Annotated in this window: 22 protein-coding genes; 14 read left to right on the top strand and 8 right to left on the bottom strand. The window is 40.6% G+C overall.

All coding sequences use genetic code 11. The features are described 5' to 3' along the window. Positions 1-230: 230 nt before the first annotated feature. Positions 231-416, bottom strand: a complete 186-nt coding sequence (locus tag R2S10_RS06130; RefSeq protein ID WP_316839562.1) for a hypothetical protein — start codon at positions 414-416, stop codon at positions 231-233. Between the two features lie 413 nt (positions 417-829). Here R2S10_RS06130 and R2S10_RS06125 point away from each other — a divergent pair, with 413 nt between their 5' ends. Next, complete coding sequence (locus tag R2S10_RS06125; protein ID WP_316749147.1) at positions 830-1,054, top strand: CDGSH iron-sulfur domain-containing protein; 225 nt, start codon at positions 830-832, stop codon at positions 1,052-1,054. A 158-nt stretch (positions 1,055-1,212) separates the two neighbouring features. On the opposite strand, the gene R2S10_RS06120 is transcribed toward R2S10_RS06125, so the two are convergent. The 3 genes from R2S10_RS06120 to R2S10_RS06110 form a co-directional block, all read right to left on the bottom strand. Continuing rightward, positions 1,213-1,785 (bottom strand): hypothetical protein, encoded by a 573-nt coding sequence (locus tag R2S10_RS06120; RefSeq protein WP_316839561.1) that lies wholly within the window; start codon positions 1,783-1,785, stop codon positions 1,213-1,215. A gap of 380 nt (positions 1,786-2,165) precedes the next feature. Further along, positions 2,166-2,417 carry a hypothetical protein gene (locus R2S10_RS06115; protein ID WP_062548106.1) on the bottom strand — a complete coding sequence of 84 codons (252 nt, stop codon included), beginning with the start codon at positions 2,415-2,417 and terminating at the stop codon, positions 2,166-2,168. A 66-nt stretch (positions 2,418-2,483) separates the two neighbouring features. Next, positions 2,484-4,652 carry a S46 family peptidase gene (locus R2S10_RS06110; protein ID WP_316839560.1) on the bottom strand — a complete coding sequence of 723 codons (2,169 nt, stop codon included), beginning with the start codon at positions 4,650-4,652 and terminating at the stop codon, positions 2,484-2,486. A 132-nt stretch (positions 4,653-4,784) separates the two neighbouring features. Here R2S10_RS06110 and R2S10_RS06105 point away from each other — a divergent pair, with 132 nt between their 5' ends. The 13 genes from R2S10_RS06105 (at position 4,785) to R2S10_RS06045 (ending at position 16,845) form a co-directional block, all read left to right on the top strand. Next, the gene (locus R2S10_RS06105; RefSeq protein WP_316839559.1) at positions 4,785-5,261 is read left to right on the top strand and encodes a GAF domain-containing protein; all 477 of its coding nucleotides are present in this window, start codon (positions 4,785-4,787) and stop codon (positions 5,259-5,261) included. Then, on the top strand, positions 5,254-5,859 hold the full coding sequence (locus R2S10_RS06100; RefSeq protein ID WP_316839558.1) for a DNA-3-methyladenine glycosylase: 606 nt from the start codon (positions 5,254-5,256) through the stop codon (positions 5,857-5,859). Before R2S10_RS06105 ends, R2S10_RS06100 begins: the two co-directional genes overlap by 8 nt. An 82-nt stretch (positions 5,860-5,941) precedes the next feature. Next, a complete protein-coding gene (gene kynU, locus R2S10_RS06095) occupies positions 5,942-7,231 on the top strand; it encodes a kynureninase (protein ID WP_316839557.1) in 1,290 nt (429 codons plus the stop codon). Beyond that, complete coding sequence (locus tag R2S10_RS06090) at positions 7,228-8,088, top strand: bestrophin family protein (protein WP_316839556.1); 861 nt, start codon at positions 7,228-7,230, stop codon at positions 8,086-8,088. The genes kynU and R2S10_RS06090 overlap by 4 nt, the downstream gene beginning before the upstream one ends. Next, positions 8,089-8,988 carry a histone deacetylase gene (locus tag R2S10_RS06085; RefSeq protein ID WP_316839555.1) on the top strand — a complete coding sequence of 300 codons (900 nt, stop codon included), beginning with the start codon at positions 8,089-8,091 and terminating at the stop codon, positions 8,986-8,988. A 2-nt stretch (positions 8,989-8,990) separates the two neighbouring features. Beyond that, complete coding sequence (gene topB, locus R2S10_RS06080; protein ID WP_316839554.1) at positions 8,991-10,862, top strand: DNA topoisomerase III; 1,872 nt, start codon at positions 8,991-8,993, stop codon at positions 10,860-10,862. Between the two features lie 15 nt (positions 10,863-10,877). Then, positions 10,878-11,969, top strand: a complete 1,092-nt coding sequence (locus R2S10_RS06075; protein ID WP_316839553.1) for an MBL fold metallo-hydrolase — start codon at positions 10,878-10,880, stop codon at positions 11,967-11,969. A 72-nt stretch (positions 11,970-12,041) separates the two neighbouring features. Then, positions 12,042-12,422: a hypothetical protein gene (locus R2S10_RS06070; RefSeq protein WP_316839552.1), complete on the top strand. Its 381-nt coding sequence runs from the start codon at positions 12,042-12,044 to the stop codon at positions 12,420-12,422. Continuing rightward, positions 12,410-13,252, top strand: coding sequence for a hypothetical protein (locus R2S10_RS06065; protein ID WP_316839551.1), 843 nt, complete (start codon positions 12,410-12,412; stop codon positions 13,250-13,252). The genes R2S10_RS06070 and R2S10_RS06065 overlap by 13 nt, the downstream gene beginning before the upstream one ends. Beyond that, on the top strand, positions 13,253-14,185 hold the full coding sequence (gene miaA / locus R2S10_RS06060; protein ID WP_316839550.1) for a tRNA (adenosine(37)-N6)-dimethylallyltransferase MiaA: 933 nt from the start codon (positions 13,253-13,255) through the stop codon (positions 14,183-14,185). A 64-nt stretch (positions 14,186-14,249) separates the two neighbouring features. After that, positions 14,250-14,753: a hypothetical protein gene (locus R2S10_RS06055; RefSeq protein ID WP_316839549.1), complete on the top strand. Its 504-nt coding sequence runs from the start codon at positions 14,250-14,252 to the stop codon at positions 14,751-14,753. A gap of 134 nt (positions 14,754-14,887) precedes the next feature. After that, on the top strand, positions 14,888-15,433 hold the full coding sequence (locus R2S10_RS06050) for a DUF3347 domain-containing protein (RefSeq protein ID WP_316839548.1): 546 nt from the start codon (positions 14,888-14,890) through the stop codon (positions 15,431-15,433). A gap of 125 nt (positions 15,434-15,558) precedes the next feature. Then, positions 15,559-16,845 carry a citrate synthase gene (locus tag R2S10_RS06045; RefSeq protein ID WP_316839547.1) on the top strand — a complete coding sequence of 429 codons (1,287 nt, stop codon included), beginning with the start codon at positions 15,559-15,561 and terminating at the stop codon, positions 16,843-16,845. A 70-nt stretch (positions 16,846-16,915) separates the two neighbouring features. Here the strand turns inward: R2S10_RS06045 and R2S10_RS06040 are convergent, their stop codons facing one another. The 4 genes from R2S10_RS06040 to R2S10_RS06025 form a co-directional block, all read right to left on the bottom strand. Beyond that, positions 16,916-17,959 (bottom strand): DUF3667 domain-containing protein, encoded by a 1,044-nt coding sequence (locus R2S10_RS06040; RefSeq protein WP_316839546.1) that lies wholly within the window; start codon positions 17,957-17,959, stop codon positions 16,916-16,918. A gap of 44 nt (positions 17,960-18,003) precedes the next feature. Beyond that, a complete protein-coding gene (locus R2S10_RS06035) occupies positions 18,004-19,269 on the bottom strand; it encodes a nucleoside permease (RefSeq protein WP_316839545.1) in 1,266 nt (421 codons plus the stop codon). Between the two features lie 105 nt (positions 19,270-19,374). Beyond that, the gene (locus tag R2S10_RS06030; protein WP_316839544.1) at positions 19,375-19,989 is read right to left on the bottom strand and encodes a bifunctional nuclease family protein; all 615 of its coding nucleotides are present in this window, start codon (positions 19,987-19,989) and stop codon (positions 19,375-19,377) included. Positions 19,990-20,034: 45 nt separating this feature from the next. Further along, positions 20,035-21,006, bottom strand: coding sequence for an electron transfer flavoprotein subunit alpha/FixB family protein (locus tag R2S10_RS06025; RefSeq protein WP_316839543.1), 972 nt, complete (start codon positions 21,004-21,006; stop codon positions 20,035-20,037). Positions 21,007-21,014 lie beyond the last annotated feature (8 nt).

Here is a 21,014-nt window from a genome sequence, read left to right as displayed (position 1 = left end):
AAATGGGTGGAATTGAGGGGCTAACTAGATGGGTGTCTGCCTGGGTAATTGTGGTTTTTTGAAAAAAAAAGAAGGGAAGGAGCTGGGAATTGTTGCCTGCAGAAAAAAGAAAAAAAATCCCGTTCAGGAAACGGGAAGGGGGTATTGCAGTGGGTTAATGCCTGTTATTGTGGTATTGTGTACCCAATAGTGTACAAAAAAAGCCGCTTTATAGCAGCTCTCTTATGTTATTATTTCTTGTCTGGTCCTCTTTCTGGGGCCTTTTCCGGTGGAGTAGATACTATCTCCCCGAATTCATTCACATAAGCCATCATGCTTTCCAGATCACCACCAGAAGAATTTTGTTGACGCTCTTGCTTGCGATGTTCTTTATCTTCTTTTTTCTTCTGCCTGTTTTTTTCTAGTTGCTTCTTCATGAAGGTAGCCTGAGATTTAGCCATAAATTCAATGTATTAGTTAAAAAATAACCTTCTCCTCTGGTTTTACCTATTCTGTTGTGCCTAATTATTCGATTCCTTTATGAATCAATAATGGCTAGAATGTAATTTAATTCTCGGGAGGCAACGGATCAGCAACCTGGAGAAATTGAAACCTAATCATAAGATTGATTAGTGGGTAAGTAGTAAGAGAATAGTTGTAATGATATCCCGTTTCATGCAAATATAAACAATTTTAAGTTCATAATCAATTCTGCACGCTGTTAAATGGTGGTTATTGAAGAAAGTTGGTGTTTAAACGCTTTTTATGCCCTTAATGTGAATGAATCTAAATTGCAATCTGTCGCCTCGGTTGGACTTTCAATTTCTATTTTTGTCAAAAATATAAGAAGATGTCAAAAACGAAATTAACCATAAATAACAATGGATCTGTGAAGATCGAAGGAGACTTTGAAATCGTAGATATGCAAGGAAATGAGTACGGATTGCAAGGTAGAACGACTTTGTCGATCTGTCGTTGTGGATTGTCTGCTAACAAGCCTTTCTGTGATGGCGCACACCGTGGTCATTTTGAGCATGATGCTGTTGCTTTCGAACTGCCTCCAAGAAAGGTATAAGCAAAAGATAATAATCGGGATTTTCAATCCCTGGAAAAATAGGTTGTGCCATTAATTTGGACCAACCTATTTTTTTTTGTCTTTGATTTATTCAGGAACAATATTAACCAGTGGTTAGATCGGGAATACTCCGATTCCTGGAGGGCTATGAGGGACTATTATTTTCGTAAAGTTAAGGTGTAGCTCGCCGCGATTTTTGCCTTGATGGTATCTATAGTTGATTTTCTAGGCTTAATGATTAGGGTATATCTTAAAGCGCCATTGCTCAGATAGGTTTTTAATAGCGCATTATCAATTGCATTACTTAGGACAAGCTTAGTCGTGAAAGCATCCTGAGAAGAGTTGTTGATGACTTTAGCCAGGCTATCTCTTTTTGTACCATTGTTGAGATTTGCTTTGATATAACTGATGCTACTAAGATTAGTTCTTCTGTTGATCGTGTCATTTTTGCTGAGTACCTGATCTATGCTGAAGTTGGAAAGCCTAGCATCGGTAATGTCGTTCACACTGAAACTTTCTCCGCCAAGCCTCTGTATGCTGTCTGCAATGTTAACTGTTGTAGGTAGATTGTCTATCACAATAGAGTCTCCATTTACTGTCATAGGAGGGATGGAAAAACTAATGGAATCTGGTCTGATAATGACATCACGCTTGATCTCTTCCGAAACTTTATTGCATGCTGAAAATGCCAGGATAAGAGTCGCCGCTATTAAAAGTAAGTTCGCTTTCATACCAGCAAAAGTACGGATTAACTGGCGGATTTATAAAATGGATTTGAGCTTGATTTTTCAGCCTGTGCTGGTTTATAAAATAGGAGGGGAGACTGGTTTTTATGAGGATAGAAACGTATCTTAGTATCAGCTCATCTGCCAGCTGTTTTCTCAGCTTAAAACTCAAAACCTCCCTAATATTTGGCTAATTAACCTACCCATATAAAGTTTTGTGTGGTATCTTAACTTATTGTTTTTCAGTGCAATTAATTTAGTATTGTTAATGTGTTACTGAATATTAGTTGAATTTTGAGTCTTATTTTTTGCTAATTTCACAGAATTAAATTCTGTATCGTTATTAATCTTGCTGTTTTACAGTAAGTTAGATGTGTTTTTGTGTACTAATATTGCTGACGCTGGTAAGCGGCTGAGAAATCCGTTCTCATCTCTTTGAATCTGGCCACAACTGTTGCGATAAATGCCTCATCAAGGATCTGGAAAATCTCATTAGCTCCACCTCCAGTAAGGTCAAGTTCGGATAATTTATAGCTCTGTTCAAGGCCGCCCTGTTCGAATTTGATGATGTATTTCTGGTTCATGTTGAACAAGGTGATTTTGCATTCCGGGTGCGGTAGTTCTGCGATTACTCTCATAGGATATTCATTAAAAAGGGCCGTCTTAAAAATGGTTGAAGACGGCCCTGTTGGTGTAAATTAGAATTAAAGTTTAACGCCCATTTCCTTGATCAGGTAATCGGCTTTGTCGATTTTTGAAGCTACCCATAGTACGTAGCGAATGTCAACACCAATTGATCTGCTATAGCTTTCGTTCCAGGCGTAGTCATTGATCGTTGCACCATAAGCGCGGTCAAAGTTAACGCCAATCAGTTCGCCATAGGCGTTCATAATTGGGGATCCTGAGTTCCCTCCTGTGGTGTCCATATTATAGAGGAAGGCTACTGGAACATCATTAAGGTCTTTTTTAGCGTATGGACCGAAGTCTTTAGCATCCCATAATGATTTGATTTGAGCAGGGTAGCCGAAATCAGGGTTTCCTGTAGTTCCTTTTTCTAAGATGCCTTTAACGGTAGTGTATGGTCTCATGTAAGAAGCATCTGCCGCCCAATATCCCCTTACATAGCCGTAAGTTAGTCGTAACGTGCTATTGGCATCAGGAATGAAGTCCTTCTTCATAAATTTCTCTTTTACATTCACATAATCTCCCATTAACTTGTTTAAAAGCCCTTCTCTGCGGTCTTTTTCTGGTTTGATTTCAATGATTTGTTTGGCGATGTCCTTTTCGAACAACAATAAGCCATCATTGTAATCTGCAATGGATTTAGGGGATTTTAATAAGGTATTCATGACATAAGATTCATCTTTGAGTTTGCTCAGACCGATGCTGTTGTCTATAAACTGGTCAATTACCGAGTTGCTGTTTGTGCCTTTGCTAGTGATTTTATTCACTGCCGTTACTTTTTGCATTGGATTGAAGGCTGCGGCATCCGTAAGCATTCTTTTGAAGATCTTTTTGTCGACATCCAGATCGTATGCCTCGTAATTAGCACTCAGGCTTTGCTTTAGTCTGTCGATGTTTTGATCGAAGAAAGCTTGCTTTTGAGCTGCAGGCTGTGCATCAAGTGCTGTTTTGAAGGTATTGATGTTTCTTGATACCCCTAATAAGCTGGTTGAATTGTAGATTTGAGAGAACCATAGGTCGCGCTGTGCATCTCCATTGATCAATTTGTATAGGTTGTCAATATCAGCCATTAAACTGCCGTATTTTGCCTTTACATCTACATTGTTGTTGATGAATTCTGCCAATGCAGCGTCTTCCTGTTTCTTTTGAGCAATCAGGTCAATACCTTTTAATCCTTGAAGTTTACCTCTGTAGTTTTTCAATACATTGGCATTTCTCTTGATTCTGGTAGCCAGTTTTATCTCTGTAGTTTTGTTTTTCTTGCCTGCATTCTCCATCGTGCTGTTTTGGAAATCATACAATTCAGAAGTGTAAGGCAGTAAAAACTGTTGTTGGTATTGTATAAATTCAGCTGGACGGTGACGGAAGGTTTTTCCAGGATAGCCTAGAATGAACACAAAATCTTCCTCATTGGTGCCTTTAGGGTTTACTTTAAGGAACTTTTTAGGGCTGTAAGGAACATTGTCTTTTGAATACTTCGCAGGAGAACCATCTTTAGCTACATAGGCGCGCATGAAAGAGAAATCTCCGGTGTGGCGTGGCCATACCCAGTTGTCCGTTTCTCCACCAAACTCACCAATCTGACGGTTTGGTACGTATACCAATCTCACGTCCTGAATGGTCTTGTAGCGGAACAATACATAGGTCTTTCCGATAAACATTTCCGACACTTCAGCTTTGATGCTTGGGTCTTTTTTCTCTGCTTCTAAAGCGATATTCTTCATCGTATTGTTGATGATTTGTAGTCTTGAAGCAGGGTCTTCTATTTGTGCAACTGCACCAAGAACTTTATCAGAAACATCTTCATAACTGTCAGTAATACGACAGGTTAATCCTTTTGCCTCAATTTCTTCTTCATGTGATTTGGCGACAAATCCATTGGTCAGGTAATCGTGTTCTGGTGTGCTGGCCAGTTGTACTGCACTGAAGGCACAGTGGTGGTTCGTGATGATCAGCCCTTCGCCTGAAACAAAGGATCCGGTACATCCGCCTACGTTCACTAATGCGTCTACAAGACTGGTGCCATTGGGGTTGTAAATTTCATTTTGATCTATCTTTAAGCCTGCTTTCTTTAGGTCAAGTTTGTGAATCTCGCTTAAAGGAAACATCCCTTCATCCCAGAACTTATAGCTGGAGAAGACTGCGCCAAAAGCGAGCAGGGAAGTGATTAATAAGATTTTCTTATTCATTTCTTTGGTGTATGTGATTATAAAACCACAAACTTAGATAAAATTTCGCAATTGAATTTTATTGCTTTTACCTCTGGATGGCAAACAAAAGGATTGGGCTTTTGTATCTTTGGTTATCAAAGAAAACCGGATATGGCAGAAGATTTAAAGATTGTAACGGATACAAGTAAAGCGGCACAGTACCAATCATTGATCCCTCAGATTGAGGCATTGATCAGCGGAGAGACCGATCAGATCGCTAATTTAGCGAATATTGCAGCAGCATTAAAAGAGCAGTTCAACTGGTTTTGGGTAGGTTTTTACCTGGTAAAGGAAGATCAGTTGGTGTTAGGTCCCTTCCAGGGGCCGGTAGCTTGCACCAGGATTCATAAAGGAAAAGGGGTTTGTGGTGCTTCCTGGCTGCAAGAAGAAACCTTAATTGTGCCCGATGTAGATGCTTTTCCAGGACATATTGCCTGTGCAACGGCTTCACGCTCAGAAATCGTTTTGCCGCTGTTTAATGGAGATGAGGTGATAGGTGTTTTGGATGTTGATTCTGAGTATCTTGCTCATTTTGATGAAGTTGACGCGAAGTATTTAAAAGAAATAATTGATTTGCTGCATGGCTAAGCTGCCTTTCTCATTTTACCAACAGGAGGATGTGAATGCCCTGGCGATAGCGCTATTGGGCAAACAGCTGTTTACGCTTGTAGATGGAGCACTTACTGCGGGGATGATTGTGGAGACAGAGGCTTATAAAGGGATTGAGGATAAGGCTTCTCATGCTTATGGAGGTCGGTTTACTGACCGTACAAAGGTGATGTATGAGTCTGGAGGTTTGTCTTATGTGTACCTCTGTTATGGAATTCATCACTTGTTTAATGTGGTGACTGCTGCCAAGGGGACGCCTCATGCGGTGCTGATCCGTGGATTGGAGCCAATTATCGGCATAGATGCGATGTTGGAAAGAAGAGGGATGCCAGCGTTAAAGCCAAACCTTACCGCTGGTCCTGGGGCATTGGCAAAAGCAATGGGGATAGACCGCCGCTTGAATGGCTTAGACCTCAGTGGTTCGGAGATCTGGATAGAGGATGCGCCTGAAGGATGGCTTCCAGGAACGGTGGTGGCAAGTCACAGGATCGGTGTTGATTATGCAGAGGATCATGCTTTATTGCCATGGCGGTATTACCTGAAAGGCAATAGTTATGTAAGTAAACCCAGGAGCTGATTTGGCGGATTGGGGATAGGTTGTGGATAACAAAAAGGCAGGTAAGTGTATTTATTTGCCTTTTTTATTGATATTTGAAACAATGAATTTTGACTACAGTTTAGCGTTTGCAAAAGAGTTGGATCATGCAGATCCGCTTGCCGGTCTTAGGAATGATTTCTTGTTCCCTAAACAAAATGGTGAGCCATTTATATATTTGTGTGGCAATTCTTTAGGTTTGCAACCTAAAGCTGCACGTGAGGTTTTAGAACAACAAATGGCCAACTGGGAAAACCTTGCCGTAGAAGGTTGGTTTGAAGGGGAAAGCCCATGGATGTTCTACCATAAAGAACTGAAATCCCTGATGGCACCTATCGTTGGTGCCAGTCCTTTAGAGGTCTGCCCAATGAATACCCTGACGGTAAATCTTCACCTTTTGATGGTGAGTTTTTATAAACCTCAGCTTGGTAGCTTCAAAATCATCATGGAGGCCGGCGCCTTTCCTTCTGATCAGTATGCGATAGAAAGTCAGGTTCGTTTTCATGGTTATGATCCCGCAGAAGCAATCATTGAAGTCAGTCCAAGAGCGGGGGAATATACCCTGAGAACCGAAGATATTGTAGCGCAAATTGCGGAAGCAGGTGCAGAAATTGCATTAGTGTTGTTTGGCGGTGTCAACTACTTTACCGGGCAATGGTTCGATATGGAAGCGATCACTAAAGCAGGACATGCAGTTGGTGCCAAGGTTGGATTTGATCTGGCGCATGCTGCTGGGAATGTGCCTTTGAAATTGCACGACTGGAAGGTTGATTTTGCCTGCTGGTGTTCTTATAAATACCAGAACTCAGGTCCAGGTGGGATCAGTGGTATTTTTGTTCACGAGAAACACTTTGGCGATAAGGGGATGAATCGTTTCGCAGGTTGGTGGGGCTATCAGGAAGAACAACGTTTTAAAATGGAGAAAGGCTTTGTGCCGGAGGCCGGAGCTGATGGATGGCAGGTAAGCTGTACCCAGGTAATGCCTATGGCTTTATACCATGCTTCTCTGAAAATATTTCAGAAAGCAGGTTTTATGGAGGCCTTAAGAGCTAAAAGTGAAACTTTGACTGCATACCTTATATTTGTTGTTAATCAGGTGAATATAGAATTAGAATATACGCAGTTTAAGGTAATTACTCCGGATGAAGCTGCAGACCGTGGCGCCCAGGTTTCCATCATTGCTAAAGACAAAGGGAAAGAGATATTCCAGCAATTGGTAGCACATAACGTGCTTGGCGACTGGCGGGAACCGAATGTGATTCGTCTCAGCCCGGTGCCTTTATACAATTCCTTTGAAGACGTTTTTAAAACAGGAGAGCTAATGCTCAAAATTAGCAAGGAGATACTCTTATGATCAATTATAACCCTAAAGATTGGGTAACTTTTATATTTCATGTAGATCAGGCAGATGTATTTAGAAAGCTATGGGCCTTAATGGTCAGTGTAGCTATATTTTCTGCAGGAATCGCATTTTTAGAACTGAATTATCTGAAGCTTTCAGAAACGCAATACGTGAAAAATATCGGCATGATGCACAGTTTGCTGGGCTTTGTCATTTCTATGCTATTGGTGTTTAGGACCAACACCTCCTACGACAGGTGGTGGGAAGGTCGCAGGTTATTAGGCGGCCTGACCAATGTAAGTCGCAATTTTGCGATCAAAATCAAGTCTTTAAGATTAAGCAAAGAAGATGAGGAATTCTTTGAATATGCCATTCCTAAATTTGCTTTTGCCCTGAAGGAACACCTTCGCGAAAAGCAGTATTTCGGGAAGAATAGTTTACTGATCGAAGTAGATGGAGGTAAGCATATTCCAATACAAATTGCAGCCAGTATTTCTACCCGTGTATACGATTTGCAAGCTGCCGGAAAGATCAGTCAGGAGCAACTAATTATACTTAATGCAGATGTTGAGAGGTTTATGGATATCTGTGGTGGTTGTGAGCGAATTAGAAGAACGCCAATTCCATATTCATACAGTGCTTTCATAAAGAAATTTATCTTCGTTTATGTGCTTACCTTACCCATTGGATGGGTGTTCAGCCTGGGCTATTATGTGGTGCCGATTGTGCCCTTTATCCTCTATGTTCTGGCAGGTTTAGAGCTAATTGCGGAAGAGATTGAAGATCCCTTTGGAGAGGATGCAAATGACCTTCCAGTGGAAGATATTTGCAACAACATAGAAAAGCATGTGGGGGAGATTTTAAACTAAATGGTTAAAATTGCCTGGCATCCTTTGTTCGCCCATCCTTTACCTGAAGGGCATCGCTTTCCGATGTTAAAATATGAGCTGATTCCTGAACAGTTGCTCCATGAAGGGGCAATTACAAAGGCAAATCTATTCGAGCCTGAGGAGGCATCTGAAGCATCTGTATTGCTGTCGCATGATCCTGCATATTGGGCGCAACTTCGCGATCTGACTTTGCCGCCAAGGGAACAGCGACGAATAGGTTTCCCTTTATCGGCACAATTGCTGGAAAGGGAACTAAGGATTGCTCAGGGGACTATAGATGGCGCTGTTTTCGCGCAGAAGAATGGAATTGCATTTAATGTAGCTGGTGGTACACACCATGCCGGCAGTAATTGGGGCGAAGGATTTTGCCTGTTGAATGATCAGGCGATTGCCGCAAATTACTTATTGAATAAAGGCTTGTCGCAACGCATCTTAATCATAGATTTGGATGTGCATCAGGGAAATGGTACTGCAGAGATTTTTGAAGGAGAAGATCGGGTATTCACTTTTTCTATGCATGGAGAAAAGAATTTTCCCTTTAGAAAGGAGGTTTCAAACCTCGATATCCCCTTGGAAGATGGATTAAAGGATGATCAGTTTTTAAGAGAGCTGGAAGCTGCACTTCCGGAATTATTGAAACATCAACCTGATTTTGTATTTTACTTATCTGGGGTGGATGTACTGGAAAGCGATAAGCTGGGTAAACTGGCTTTATCAAAAGAGGGTTGTAAGGCCCGCGACAAAGCCGTTTTGCAATTTTGCAAAGACAACAACCTGCCCGTACAGGTGAGCATGGGTGGGGGATATTCCCCAAACATCCGGGACATTGTGGAAGCACATTGTCATACTTTTAAAATTGGTTTAGATATTTTTGAATAATTATGAAGATTGTAATTGCAGAAAAACCCTCCGTAGGGCGTGAGTTAGCTAAAGTCTTCGGTGCTACGACAAAAAAAGATGGGTATATTGAAGGAAAAGGGTATTCTTTTACCTGGGCCTTTGGTCATTTACTTCAATTGGCGCCACCGCAGGAGTATGGTTTTATAGGATGGAGAAGGCAACACCTGCCGATGTTACCCAAAAAGTTCAAACTGGCGATTCGTAAAATCAAAACCAAAGACGGTTTGGTGGAAGATCCTGGGGTTCGTAAGCAATTGGATACCATTAAGATGCTATTCGATGAGGCTACAGAGATCATCGTAGCAACGGATGCCGGGCGGGAAGGGGAACTGATTTTCCGCTATATCTACTATTTCCTGAAATGTAAAAAACCTTTTAAAAGACTCTGGATTTCTTCCCAAACTGATGAAGCCATCAAAGAAGGATTTAGAAACCTGAAACCTGGTACGGATTACGATACGCTATTCAATTCTGCACATTGCAGGTCGGAGTCGGATTGGCTGGTAGGTATGAACGCGACACAAGCTTTGAGCATTTCCGCAGGAAACCGCTCTGTATTGTCGTTGGGAAGGGTGCAGACCCCTACATTGGCGATGATTTGCTCCCGTTATCTGGAAATCAAGAACTTCGTACCACAAACCTATTACCAGCTGGCAATCCAGTTGGATAAAGACGGACAGCTGTTTAGGGCCATGTCTATCGCTAACTTTAGCAAGAAAGAAGAAGCACAGGAACTGTTTGATAAAATCGAAGATGTAGCTTCCGGCTTCCCGAATGGTGGAAAGATTTTAAGTGTAGAGGCGAAACCAAGAAAAGAGCCACCTCCGCTATTACACGATTTAAGTAGCTTACAGCAAGAAGGAAATAAAAAGAAGGGATTTACTGCTGACCAGACTTTAAGTTTGTTACAGGGTTTGTATGAGAGTAAATTGATCACTTATCCCCGTACAGGGAGTAGGTTTATCGGTGATGACGTATTTGCCGGTGTTCCTGCGTTGATTGAAAAGCTGAAAGACCATAAGGATTTTGGCAAACAAGCCGAATTTCTGAGTACTGCCAAGTTGAACAAACGTAGTGTAAATGCAAAAAAAGTAACGGATCACCATGCCATTCTGCCTACAGGAGAATCTCCTTACCAGCTGACGGGTGATAAACAAGCCATTTACGACATGGTAGTTGGGCGTATGCTGGAAGCATTTCATCAGGAATGTGTGAAGGAAATCACCAAAATAACCGTAGAATCCGGATCTGTATTTATCGCCAATGGTACCGTGATTCGTTCTGCAGGATGGAGATCAGTATTTAATGAGTCTGATGAAGAAAAGAAAGATGAGGAAAATCCTGCCTTGCCTAAAGTGAAGACAGGAGAGTTGTTGCCTGTGGTGAACAAAGCCTTCATGGAAAAACAAACCAAGCCAAAACCGATGTACAATGAGGCTTCTCTTTTGAAAGCATTAGAAACATCAGGTAAGGATATTGAAGATGAAGAGTTGCGTTATGCGATGAAGGATAGTGGTTTGGGTACTCCGGCTACCAGAGCGGCAATTATCGAGACCCTGATCAATAGAGAATATATCATCCGTGAAAAGAGAAATCTAGTGCCAACACCAAAAGGACTTGCCGTATATGATGTGGTGAAAGACCAGAAAATTGCACAGGCAGAATTGACCGGACAATGGGAGAAGCGTTTGGAGGAAATTCGTTCCGGAGCCTCTGTAGCTGATTTCAAAGCAGAGATTACCGAATATACCAAAGAGATTACCAATGAGATGTTGTTGGCAGGAAATGGACTTGCAGCTAAATTAGCCCCACCAACACCTCCAGCAGCAGTGCCTGCTCCGGAAACTAAATAGAAGAAGGCGATTTAAATGAAGAAGTTTATGTATGTGTTTTTAGTATTGGTCATTCTGATCGGTGGATTTGCCTTTTGGGTGACGGGCTTACCAGTATTTGGTAGTTTGTCGGAAGGCGCACGCCTCAACAGAATCAAAGCTTTACCAAATTATAAGGATGGGGCCCTGGAAAATTTATCACCGACCACCATGAAACCAGATGATGTGAGTTATGTGGATATGCTGGTTGCAATGATCAAAGGAAATGAAAATTCCAGTCCTAAAAAGGCACTCCCACATGTAAAGCCTGATTTCTCCAATATCGAGGGAGTTAAACTGACCTGGTTTGGTCATTCTTCCTACCTTTTGCAGGTAGATGGATTGAACATCCTGGTAGATCCGGTGTTTTCTGCCCGTACTTCTCCATTCTCTTTTCTGGGTAATAAAAACTATGAAGGAACAGATTTTGTAAAGCCGGAAGATTTTCCTGCTTTAGATGTGGTTTTGATTACTCATGATCATTATGACCATATGGACCACCAAACGATTCTCCGGTTAAAAGATAAAACGAAGCATTTTGTAACTTCTTTAGGTGCAGGTGCCCATTTGGAACGTTGGGGGATTTCTGCAGGTAGAATTACGGAACTGGCCTGGGGAGAAGCAGTGGAAGTAAATGGACTGAAATTTTTAGCCAGATCTGCCAGACATTTTACAGGAAGATTGTTCAAAAGAAACCAATCTTTATGGTCTGCTTTTATCCTGCAAACGCCAAATCATAAGCTTTACCTGGGTGGTGATTCAGGATATGATACTCATTTTAAAAAAGACGGCGAGAAATACGGTCCCTTTGACCTGGCCATCCTGGAATGTGGACAGTACAATCCTTATTGGCCCTTGATTCATATGTTTCCAGAGCAAACAGTTCAGGCGGCAATTGATTTAAAAGCGAAAGTCCTGCTGCCGGTACACTGGGGGAAATTTACATTGGCCCTGCACGATTGGAATGAACCGGTCATCAGGGCAGTGAAAAAGGCAGAAGAAATGAACTTGAAAATTACAACGCCAATGTTAGGAGAGGCCATAGTATTGGATCAGAATTACCCTCTGAAAAGATGGTATCTGGATTAGTTTCTACTAAACAATATCCGATGAAATCATGTTATGGTACTAGTATCTGTACTCAACATAAAACCTATACTCATGAAAACTGACTTTGTAGAAATTTTTCAAACGATTAGAGCCACGATGCAAACTTATGAAGCTTTGGGATTCAACAACCGGGTGAATAGTGAAACGGCTTATGAGTTGTGGAGCGAGAAAGAGGTGGTAGTGGATGGTAAAAAAAGATTAGGGTGGTTTTTTGCCAGTGTCGTGATTAAAAAAGCGGATGTTGGCTTTTATTTTATGCCAGTATACTTAGAACCGGAAATGAAGACTACTTTTGGTCCGAAACTATTGAAGCATTTAAAAGGGAAGTCTTGTTTTCATTTCAAGAAACTGGATGTGGAGCTGGTATCGATGATAGAAAGCGCCCTGGCAGAAGGATTCAAATTATATAAAGAAAAGGGTTGGGTAGATTAAGACCGGTTTGGCAATTAGATTTTATAAGCGCATTAGCGGATAAAGGTATCGCATTTACCTTAGAAGAAGCGCAGGGTTTGGTCTTTCTGGATAAACAGCAGCTGGCCATACATTTGGTTTCTTTAACCGATGCAGGCAGTCCTGAGGACTTTATTACATTGCAAACTACTTATCAGGAACAAAATTGCTATCTGGTTCATTTATGGGAAGATGTTTGGCGGAGCCGAAGAGATCAGGTATTGGGCAGAATTGCTTCCATACTGGGGCTCAATAAAACACTCCATGGCCGTAAAGGCAAAATCGTTCCCATCAATCAGGTACAGGCAGATGAGTTCCTCCTGAACCATCATTTACAGGGCTCAGCAAAAACAAAATATAAATTCGCATTGGTAATTGGAGAAGAAATCGTTGCAGTTGCACTATTTAGTGCTCCAAGGCCGATGAAAAGTATTGCTCCCGATTATCGTTCTTATGAACTGGTGCGCTTTGCAAGCCAGATTGGTTTTACGGTGACTGGTGGTTTTAGCAAATTGCTCAAACATTTCATTAACCTGGTTCAGCCAAATGACCTGATGAGTTATGCCGATCGGGACTGGTCGCTGGGTAATGCCTATGCTTCTTCTGGTTTTGAACTGGTCAATACGACAGAAGCTTTGGTTTTGTGGCTGAATTTAAAGGACTACAGTCGGAGAACACTGCTTCGCCTGCCTGGAACCTTGCCAGATTTATTAAAGCCACTGGAGGAAAGCGCAAAGCGACAACTATTATTGGAACATCAATATATTCCGGTATTCAATACGGGAAATTTAAAATACATCTTATACTTGTAAATGGAGCATCACCCACTACTGGTCGTACTCGGACCTACAGCTTCCGGAAAAACTAAACTTGCAGTAAAGCTTGCAGAAGCACTTTCTGCGGAAATTATTAGTGCTGATAGCAGACAGGTTTTTAGAAATATGGACATTGGAACCGGAAAGGACCTTCAAGAGTACCATATCAATGGAAAAAATATTCCTTATCACCTCATTAATATTAAAGATGCAGGGGAGAAATACAATGTAAACGAGTTTAAAGAAGATTTTTACAGGATTTTTGAATCGCTGACTGCTAAAAGGGTATTGCCAATTCTATGTGGTGGTACTGGAATGTACATCCATAGCATCCTGCAGGAGCAGGAATACACGGCTATTCCGATAAATGAAAGTTTAAGAGAAAAGTTGTTATCAAAAGACATTGAAGAACTGAGGCGAATGCTGCTGGATTACCCGAAGGGTATCGTTGCTCATGCAGACCTTTCTTCTCATAAAAGACTGATTCGCGTATTGGAGATCGCCGAATACCTGCAACACCATGACTTTTCTCCTGTGAAAAGACCATTAATCACGCCGTTTATTGTCGGACTGCAAACTGAAGTTACTTTGCGCAGGGAGAAAATCCTGAACAGAATGGAGGTCAGATTTAAAGAAGGGATGATAGATGAGGTAAAAATGCTGTTGGAAATGGGAGTGGACCGGGAGATTTTAATTTTTTATGGATTAGAGTATAAATTTATCATTGCTTACCTGGAGGGCAAACTGGATTATGAAACCCTTAAATTACGTCTTGGAACAGCAATATGTCAGTTCTCGAAGCGTCAGATGACTTTTTTTAGGAAAATGGAGAAAGACGGATTGAAAATTCATTGGTTTGATGCCACTCAGGATGAAGCCGATTTATATGGTAAAATTATGACAGCTTATCAGCAGGATTTGTCTTTTTAAAAGATAAATTCTTTCCTATGGCATACATTTTGTAAATGTCCTGGCATATCAACGAAATTACAAAATGAAAAAATCTACCACCTTTATAGCCTCGACAGCAGCTGTTGTGGCTTTATTATTTAGTACGAATGTAAATGCGCAGAAACTTGGTGTAGGTGTTAATCTAGGTGTTCCTACTACAGATGGCTATAGCTTCGCTATAGGTGCTGATGCGAGAATGCAGTTTGATGTTTCAAAACAAGTTTCCGTTCCTATTACCACAGGATACACACATTTTATTGGCGAAAACAAGAATGGATTTGACGTTCCTGATTATGGATATATTCCATTGAAAGCCGGTGTCAAAGTGTTTTTTGACCCAAGCGGATCAGGTTTGTATGGAATGGGAGAAGTAGGTGCGGCCTTTGGGGTGACTAAAAACTCCGGGACTTCATTTCTTTATTCTCCTGCAATTGGTTATGCCTGGAGCAGCGGACTGGATCTGGGGGTAAAATATGAAGGCTTGCCAAAGAGCGGTTTAAATACTGGCCAAGTTGCTTTACGCATTGCATATGGCTTTAAATTATAGGTCTGAAAAAGACTTAATTACACTAAGCCCCTGTTTTTTTCAGGGGCTTTTTTATTTATTTAAAATTAAAACTGTAATTTAACCAAAAAACAGAATATCATAGATCTGTTATTCATAAAAACAAAAAAACTTATATGAAAAGATACTTCGCTGTAGCAGCAATTATGGTCGCTACATCTTGTACCAGCAACACGAACCAAAAGATAGCCTTAAGTGCTACCGATTCTACGTCTGCTACGGTAGCTGATGCCGCAACACCGGCAGGCGTGAAATTGAAAGATGCCAATGTTGAGGCGATCTATAATGGCTATATCTCTTTAAAAGATGCTTTGGTAAATACTAAATTTGAAGAAGCTCAAAAAGCAGCAGCAGCATTGAAAGTAAACCTGGCCAGCCAGAAAGGTTGCGAAAGCACTACTCTTATCGCTGATAAAATCGCTACAGCAAAAGATATCGCTGCACAAAGAAAAGACTTTACTGCCTTAAGTAATGACCTGATTGCTTTGTTTAAACATGCAGATCTATCCGCAGGAACAATCTACGTGCAACATTGCCCAATGGCGAATAACGGGGATGGTGGCGACTGGTTATCTTCGGAAAAGAAAATTCAGAACCCTTATTACGGAGATGAAATGATGGAGTGCGGAAGAGTAGCTGAAGAAATCAAATCAGCGAAGTAATTTCGCAGATTCTTACTTGCCCTTGACTCACATTTAATAATTATTTAACAGCTTTGTTAGCGCTGATCAAATGCTAATCAATTTCGATTAGCTAATTTTGTTTATTATAAATTTAAGATATATATATGTCAGATATTGCAGAAATTAAGATTGACGGAAAAGTCTATGAATTTCCCGTTATTACCGGTACCGAAGGGGAGAAGTCTATAGATATTTCGAAACTTAGAGATTTAACCGGTCACATTACCTTAGACTTTGGTTACAAAAACACCGGATCCACCAAAAGTGCAATTACCTTTTTAGACGGAGAAAAAGGGATTTTAAAATACCGTGGTTATTCAATTGAAGAACTGGCGGAAAAATCTACCTTTCTAGAAGTAGCATACCTGCTTATATATGGCGACTTACCTACAACTGAGCAATTAACTGATTTTCAGGTTTCGATTAGCCGTCATACGCTGATCCATGAGGACATGAAGAAGTTTTTAGATGGTTATCCTTCTAAATCTCACCCGATGGCGCAACTGGCTTCATTGGTGTGTTCATTGTCTACATTCTACCCGGAATCTCTAAATGCTAACTCTTCGCCGGAAACCATGGATCTGACCATGATTAAATTACTGGCTAAGTTCCCAACGATTGTATCCTTCATTTATAAAAAATCTTTAGGTCATCCACTGATCTATCCAAAAAATAAATACGACTACGTTAGCAATTTCTTAAACATGATCTTCGGTCAGCGTACAGAAGAAATTGATATTGATCCGGTAGTTGTAAATGCAATGAATACTTTATTGATCTTACATGCTGATCATGAGCAAAACTGCTCTGCTTCAACAGTGAGAATGGTAGGTTCATCAGACTGTAACCTTTATGCTTCAGTTTCTGCAGGAATCGCTGCTTTATGGGGTCCACTTCATGGTGGTGCAAACCAGGCAGTAATCGAAATGCTGGAACGCATTAAAGAAGATGGTGGTGATACTGAAAAATGGATCAACAAAGCGAAAGACAAAAACGATCCTTTCCGTATGATGGGCTTCGGACACAGAGTTTACAAAAACTTTGACCCAAGAGCGAAAATCATTAAGAAAGCTTGTGATGATATTTTAGAAAAATTAGGTATCAATGATCCAGTATTGGAGATTGCTAAGAAACTGGAAGAAGCAGCATTGAGCGATCCTTACTTTGTAGAGCGAAAGCTTTATCCAAACGTAGATTTCTATTCTGGAATCATCTACAGAGCCCTAGGTTTCCCTACTGATATGTTTACCGTATTGTTTGCTTTAGGTCGTTTACCAGGATGGATTGCACAATGGAAAGAAATGCATGAGAACAAAGAACCAATCGGTCGCCCACGTCAGGTGTATGTTGGTCATACCAATAGAGAATTCGTTCCTTTAGAGCAACGCTAATTCGCTTTTAAGCTCATAAAAAAACCGCTTCGTCTTATGGACGAAGCGGTTTTTTTATGAGCTTATCTTTCTAAATCATAAAGGCTGATATTCCAATTCCTAAGATCAAGGTGATTGTCATTGCAATAGTATAACAAACGATCAACAGGAAGTATTTTAATATCGTCATCCAGCTGCTATTGCCATAGAAAGTCCGTAGAGACTTATAGATGTACCAGGTAATCCAAAAGAAGCTCAGAACAAACGTGAGCTCACTGATGTCATAAACATAACCCACAAGCCAGGTGACCATGGTACTAATCAGGACAATCAGAAATATGGCCGAATGAACATGGAAAGAGTAAATCAAATGCTCAAAATAGTATTTCTTTTTAGTAAAATAAACAAGTTTAAGGATCAGCGCAAAAAGAGGAAGTAAAAGAAACATCATTTTCGGAACATTGTGCAAGAGACCGTCCTCAAACTTTTCTACTGACTCATTGGTTTGATTTAACTTGATGTTCTTTTTCTGAAGTGCAGCCATGAAAAAGTTATCACGTTTCCCGGATGGTAAATCGAGTTGTCTTTTCTCATAAGCCTCGATCGTACTGTCCAGTACCTCACCGAGTGCAGAAACATGATCACCTTTGTTAGCTTTTTTAGCGCGTTTTTTAGCACGGTCTTTATTTTTTTTAATGGTCTCAACAATGTTTGGCCCATAAAAATCAATCGATTCTCCTTTTATTTTAGCTGGGTCGACCTGCTTTGTGGTCGTGTCTTTTTTTAGCGCAGGCGTATCCTTTTTAATTTCTAAATCGGGTTCTTCCCTACCACCAAGGGCGACCAGAAAGAAAACAATGCTGATAAAGATATACAGTTTAATGGGGTGTAAATAGGAAGCCCTTTTCCCCTCTACGTATTTTTGTGTCAATACGCCGGGTTGAAATAATAAAGGTTTGATGGTGCCAAAGAACTTGGACTCGAAATGGAAATAATCGGATACGGCGTGCACTACCATATGTAGTGCATCTTCTTTAACGACGATGTTTTCTTGTCCGCAGTAAGAGCAAAAATGAGCTTCTACTTCATGACCGCAGTTTAAGCAGTCCTTTTCTTTACGGTATTTGCCAGACATAGTTTAGTAGTAGGTTGTTGGTTGGTTTGGTTCGGTTGTTTTTTTTAATGGTTCATTGCATTAATCGCATTCACTTCCGCTTTATTGTGCTTGTATTTGAAGATAAAAGGGAAGGTGATGGCCAATACCAACGTGTAGGCAGCAAAAGTTAACCAGATGCCATGCCAGTCTTTACTTTGATTAGCTCCGGTAAAGAAGTGTTCAATGATCAGTCCACTGGTAAAACTTCCAAATAATGCACCAAAACCGTTCACCATCATCATGAATAAACCTTGGGCACTTCCCCTGATTTTCTCATCAATCTGTGTCTCCACGAATAATGAACCAGAGATGTTAAAGAAATCAAATGCCATACCGTAAACGATACAAGACATAATGATCATCCATAATCCGCCAGCAGGATCACCAAAGGCAAATAGACCAAATCTCAATACCCAGGCCAGCATACTGAACAACATCACGTATTTAATACCGAATTTTCTTAAGAAGAAAGGAATGGCTAAAATAAATAAGGTTTCAGAGATCTGTGAAATCGACATGATGATTGCCGGATATTTCACAGCAAGCAGGTCTTTGAATTCAGGAATTTCCTTGAAATCATGTAAATAAGTATCTCCATAAGCATTGGTCAGCTGTAATGCTGCACCTAAAAACATAGAGAATAAGAAGAATACTGCAAATTTCTTTTGCTTAAACAGAGTGAAGGCCCTTAATCCTAAGGCATCTATGAAAGACTTGCTTTCTATCTTATTGGACAATGGAGGACATTTTGGTAGCGTAAAGGCATAGATACCTAAAGCTAAGGAAACACCTGATGCGATGTAAAACTGGTTGGAAGAAGCTTCATTTCCGGTTAAACTCACTACCCATAAAGCCGCAATAAAACCAATTGTTCCCCAGATTCTGATCGGAGGGTAGTCTTTTACCACATCCTGTTTGGCATTCTTTAAAGCAGAATATGCAACGGTAATTGATAAGGATAGCGTTGGCATATAAAAAATCATGTTGAGGAGGATTACCCAGAAAAATGTACCTGGGTTAGTGACCATTGGCAGGCAAAAAAGGACACAAGCACCAAGAATGTGCAAAGTTCCGTATAGTTTTTCCGCATTGACAAAACGGTCTGAGATAATTCCGGCAAGTGCAGGCATGAAAATAGAAGAAATTCCCATCGTAGAGAAGATCACTCCGAATTCTGCACCTGACCATCCTTTATTCTGGAACCAATACACGCCAATAGTAATAAGCCATGAACCCCAGATAAAGAATTGCAAAAAATTCATCAGAGTTAAGCGTAACTTAACATTCATAATAATAATTTAGTTGTTTTTTTGAATTAATACTTCAAGATAGAATTATTTTGATAAGAAATTCTAAATTGAGATAAGATATTTAAAATAATAAGCGATAGGGGGTTATGCGGAATTTCTTCTGTTTAATTCATCACGAATCCTGGCAGCTTTTTCATAGGCTTCTTCGGCAATTGCCTCCTGAAGTTTTTGATTTAATTCTTCTGTGCTGAGTGATTTATAATTCGAGCCTGGGATGGAAGTACTCATGTCTTCAGAACTCTGTTCTTTTGAAATGTTATCCATGTTTTCTAAGAAAAGGAAGTCATTGCCCTCAATGACAATCCCAGCCGAAGAAAGGATAAATTCGTAAGTGTAAATGGTGGCATTGAAACGAACGGCTAATGCAATGGCATCAGATGTTCGGGCATCAATTTCCTGGATGGTTTCACCATCCGTACAAATAAGTTTAGCAAAGAATACACCCTCTACCAAGTTGTAAATCAATACCTCTGTAATTTGTACATGATAAGTCTGTGCAAAAGTTTTGAACAGGTCGTGAGTAAGCGGTCTGCTTGGGACCATCTTCTCAATTTCTATGGCAATAGCTTGTGCCTCAAACGCACCGATGATAATCGGTAAACGTCTTCTGCCATTTACTTCGCCAAGAACCAGTGCATAAGCACCTGATTGGGTTTGGCTGTAAGACAAACCGATAATTTCGAGTTTTACTTTTTTCATCTTAAGTAATATCTGGCTGAAGCAAGGCCTCAGCCGGATATTTATTTAGCCTTTATGTGCTTTTAATGCTTCTATTAATTGAGGAACAACTTCAAAGGCATCACCTACGATACCGTAATCCGCAACTTTAAAGAAAGGAGCTTCAGGATCTTTGTTGATCACTACGATTACTTTTGAAGAACTTACGCCTGCTAAATGCTGGATCGCTCCAGAAATACCAATGGCGATGTATAGATTCGGACTGATGGCAATACCAGTTTGTCCAACGTGTTCTGAATGTGGTCTCCAGTCTGCATCTGAAACTGGTTTAGAGCAGGCTGTAGCCGCTCCAAGTAGTCCGGCAAGCTCTTCGATCATTCCCCAGTTCTCAGGGCCTTTAAGGCCTCGCCCTGCGGAAACTACCAATTCTGCATCCGGTAAAGATACTTTATCAGTCGCTCTCACGATTTCTTTAACAATTGCAGCTAAGTCTGTAGCTTTCACTTCCGGAGCGAAAGTTTCAATTGTAGCCTCAACAGGAGATTCTTTTACCCCAAACGCATTTGGATTTAAAGCGATCACTTTTACTGCTGAAGTTAATTCTGTTACTGCAAATGCTTTTCCTGAGAAGGCGTTTTTCTTTACAGAAAACGTTCCGCCATCCAGTTTAGGCAATTCTACTGCACCATCAACCAATCCTGCGCCTAATTTTACCGCAATACGTGGTGCCAAACCTTTTCCAGAGAAAGAGTTAGACAATACCACCACATCAGCGTTTTCTTTTTTTGCTGCCTCAGCAATTACCGAAGCATAAGCCTGGTTTACGAAGTTTTTTAATTGGTCGTTGGCAACATTTAACACCTTTGAAGCGCCGTATTTACCCAGCTCTTTCAATGTGTCTTCTCCAACATTACCAATAGATATCGCGGTTAAATTACTTCCTTGTGTATCTGCAATGGCTTTAGCATAAGCTACTGCTTCAAAAACAGATTTCTTAAACTTACCATCGACTTGTTCTACATATACTAAAACTGACATAAGATCTT

This window comes from Pedobacter gandavensis (assembly GCF_032678745.1).
Lineage (GTDB): Bacteria > Bacteroidota > Bacteroidia > Sphingobacteriales > Sphingobacteriaceae > Pedobacter > Pedobacter gandavensis_C.
This window is presented reverse-complemented; position numbering and strand designations above follow the sequence as displayed.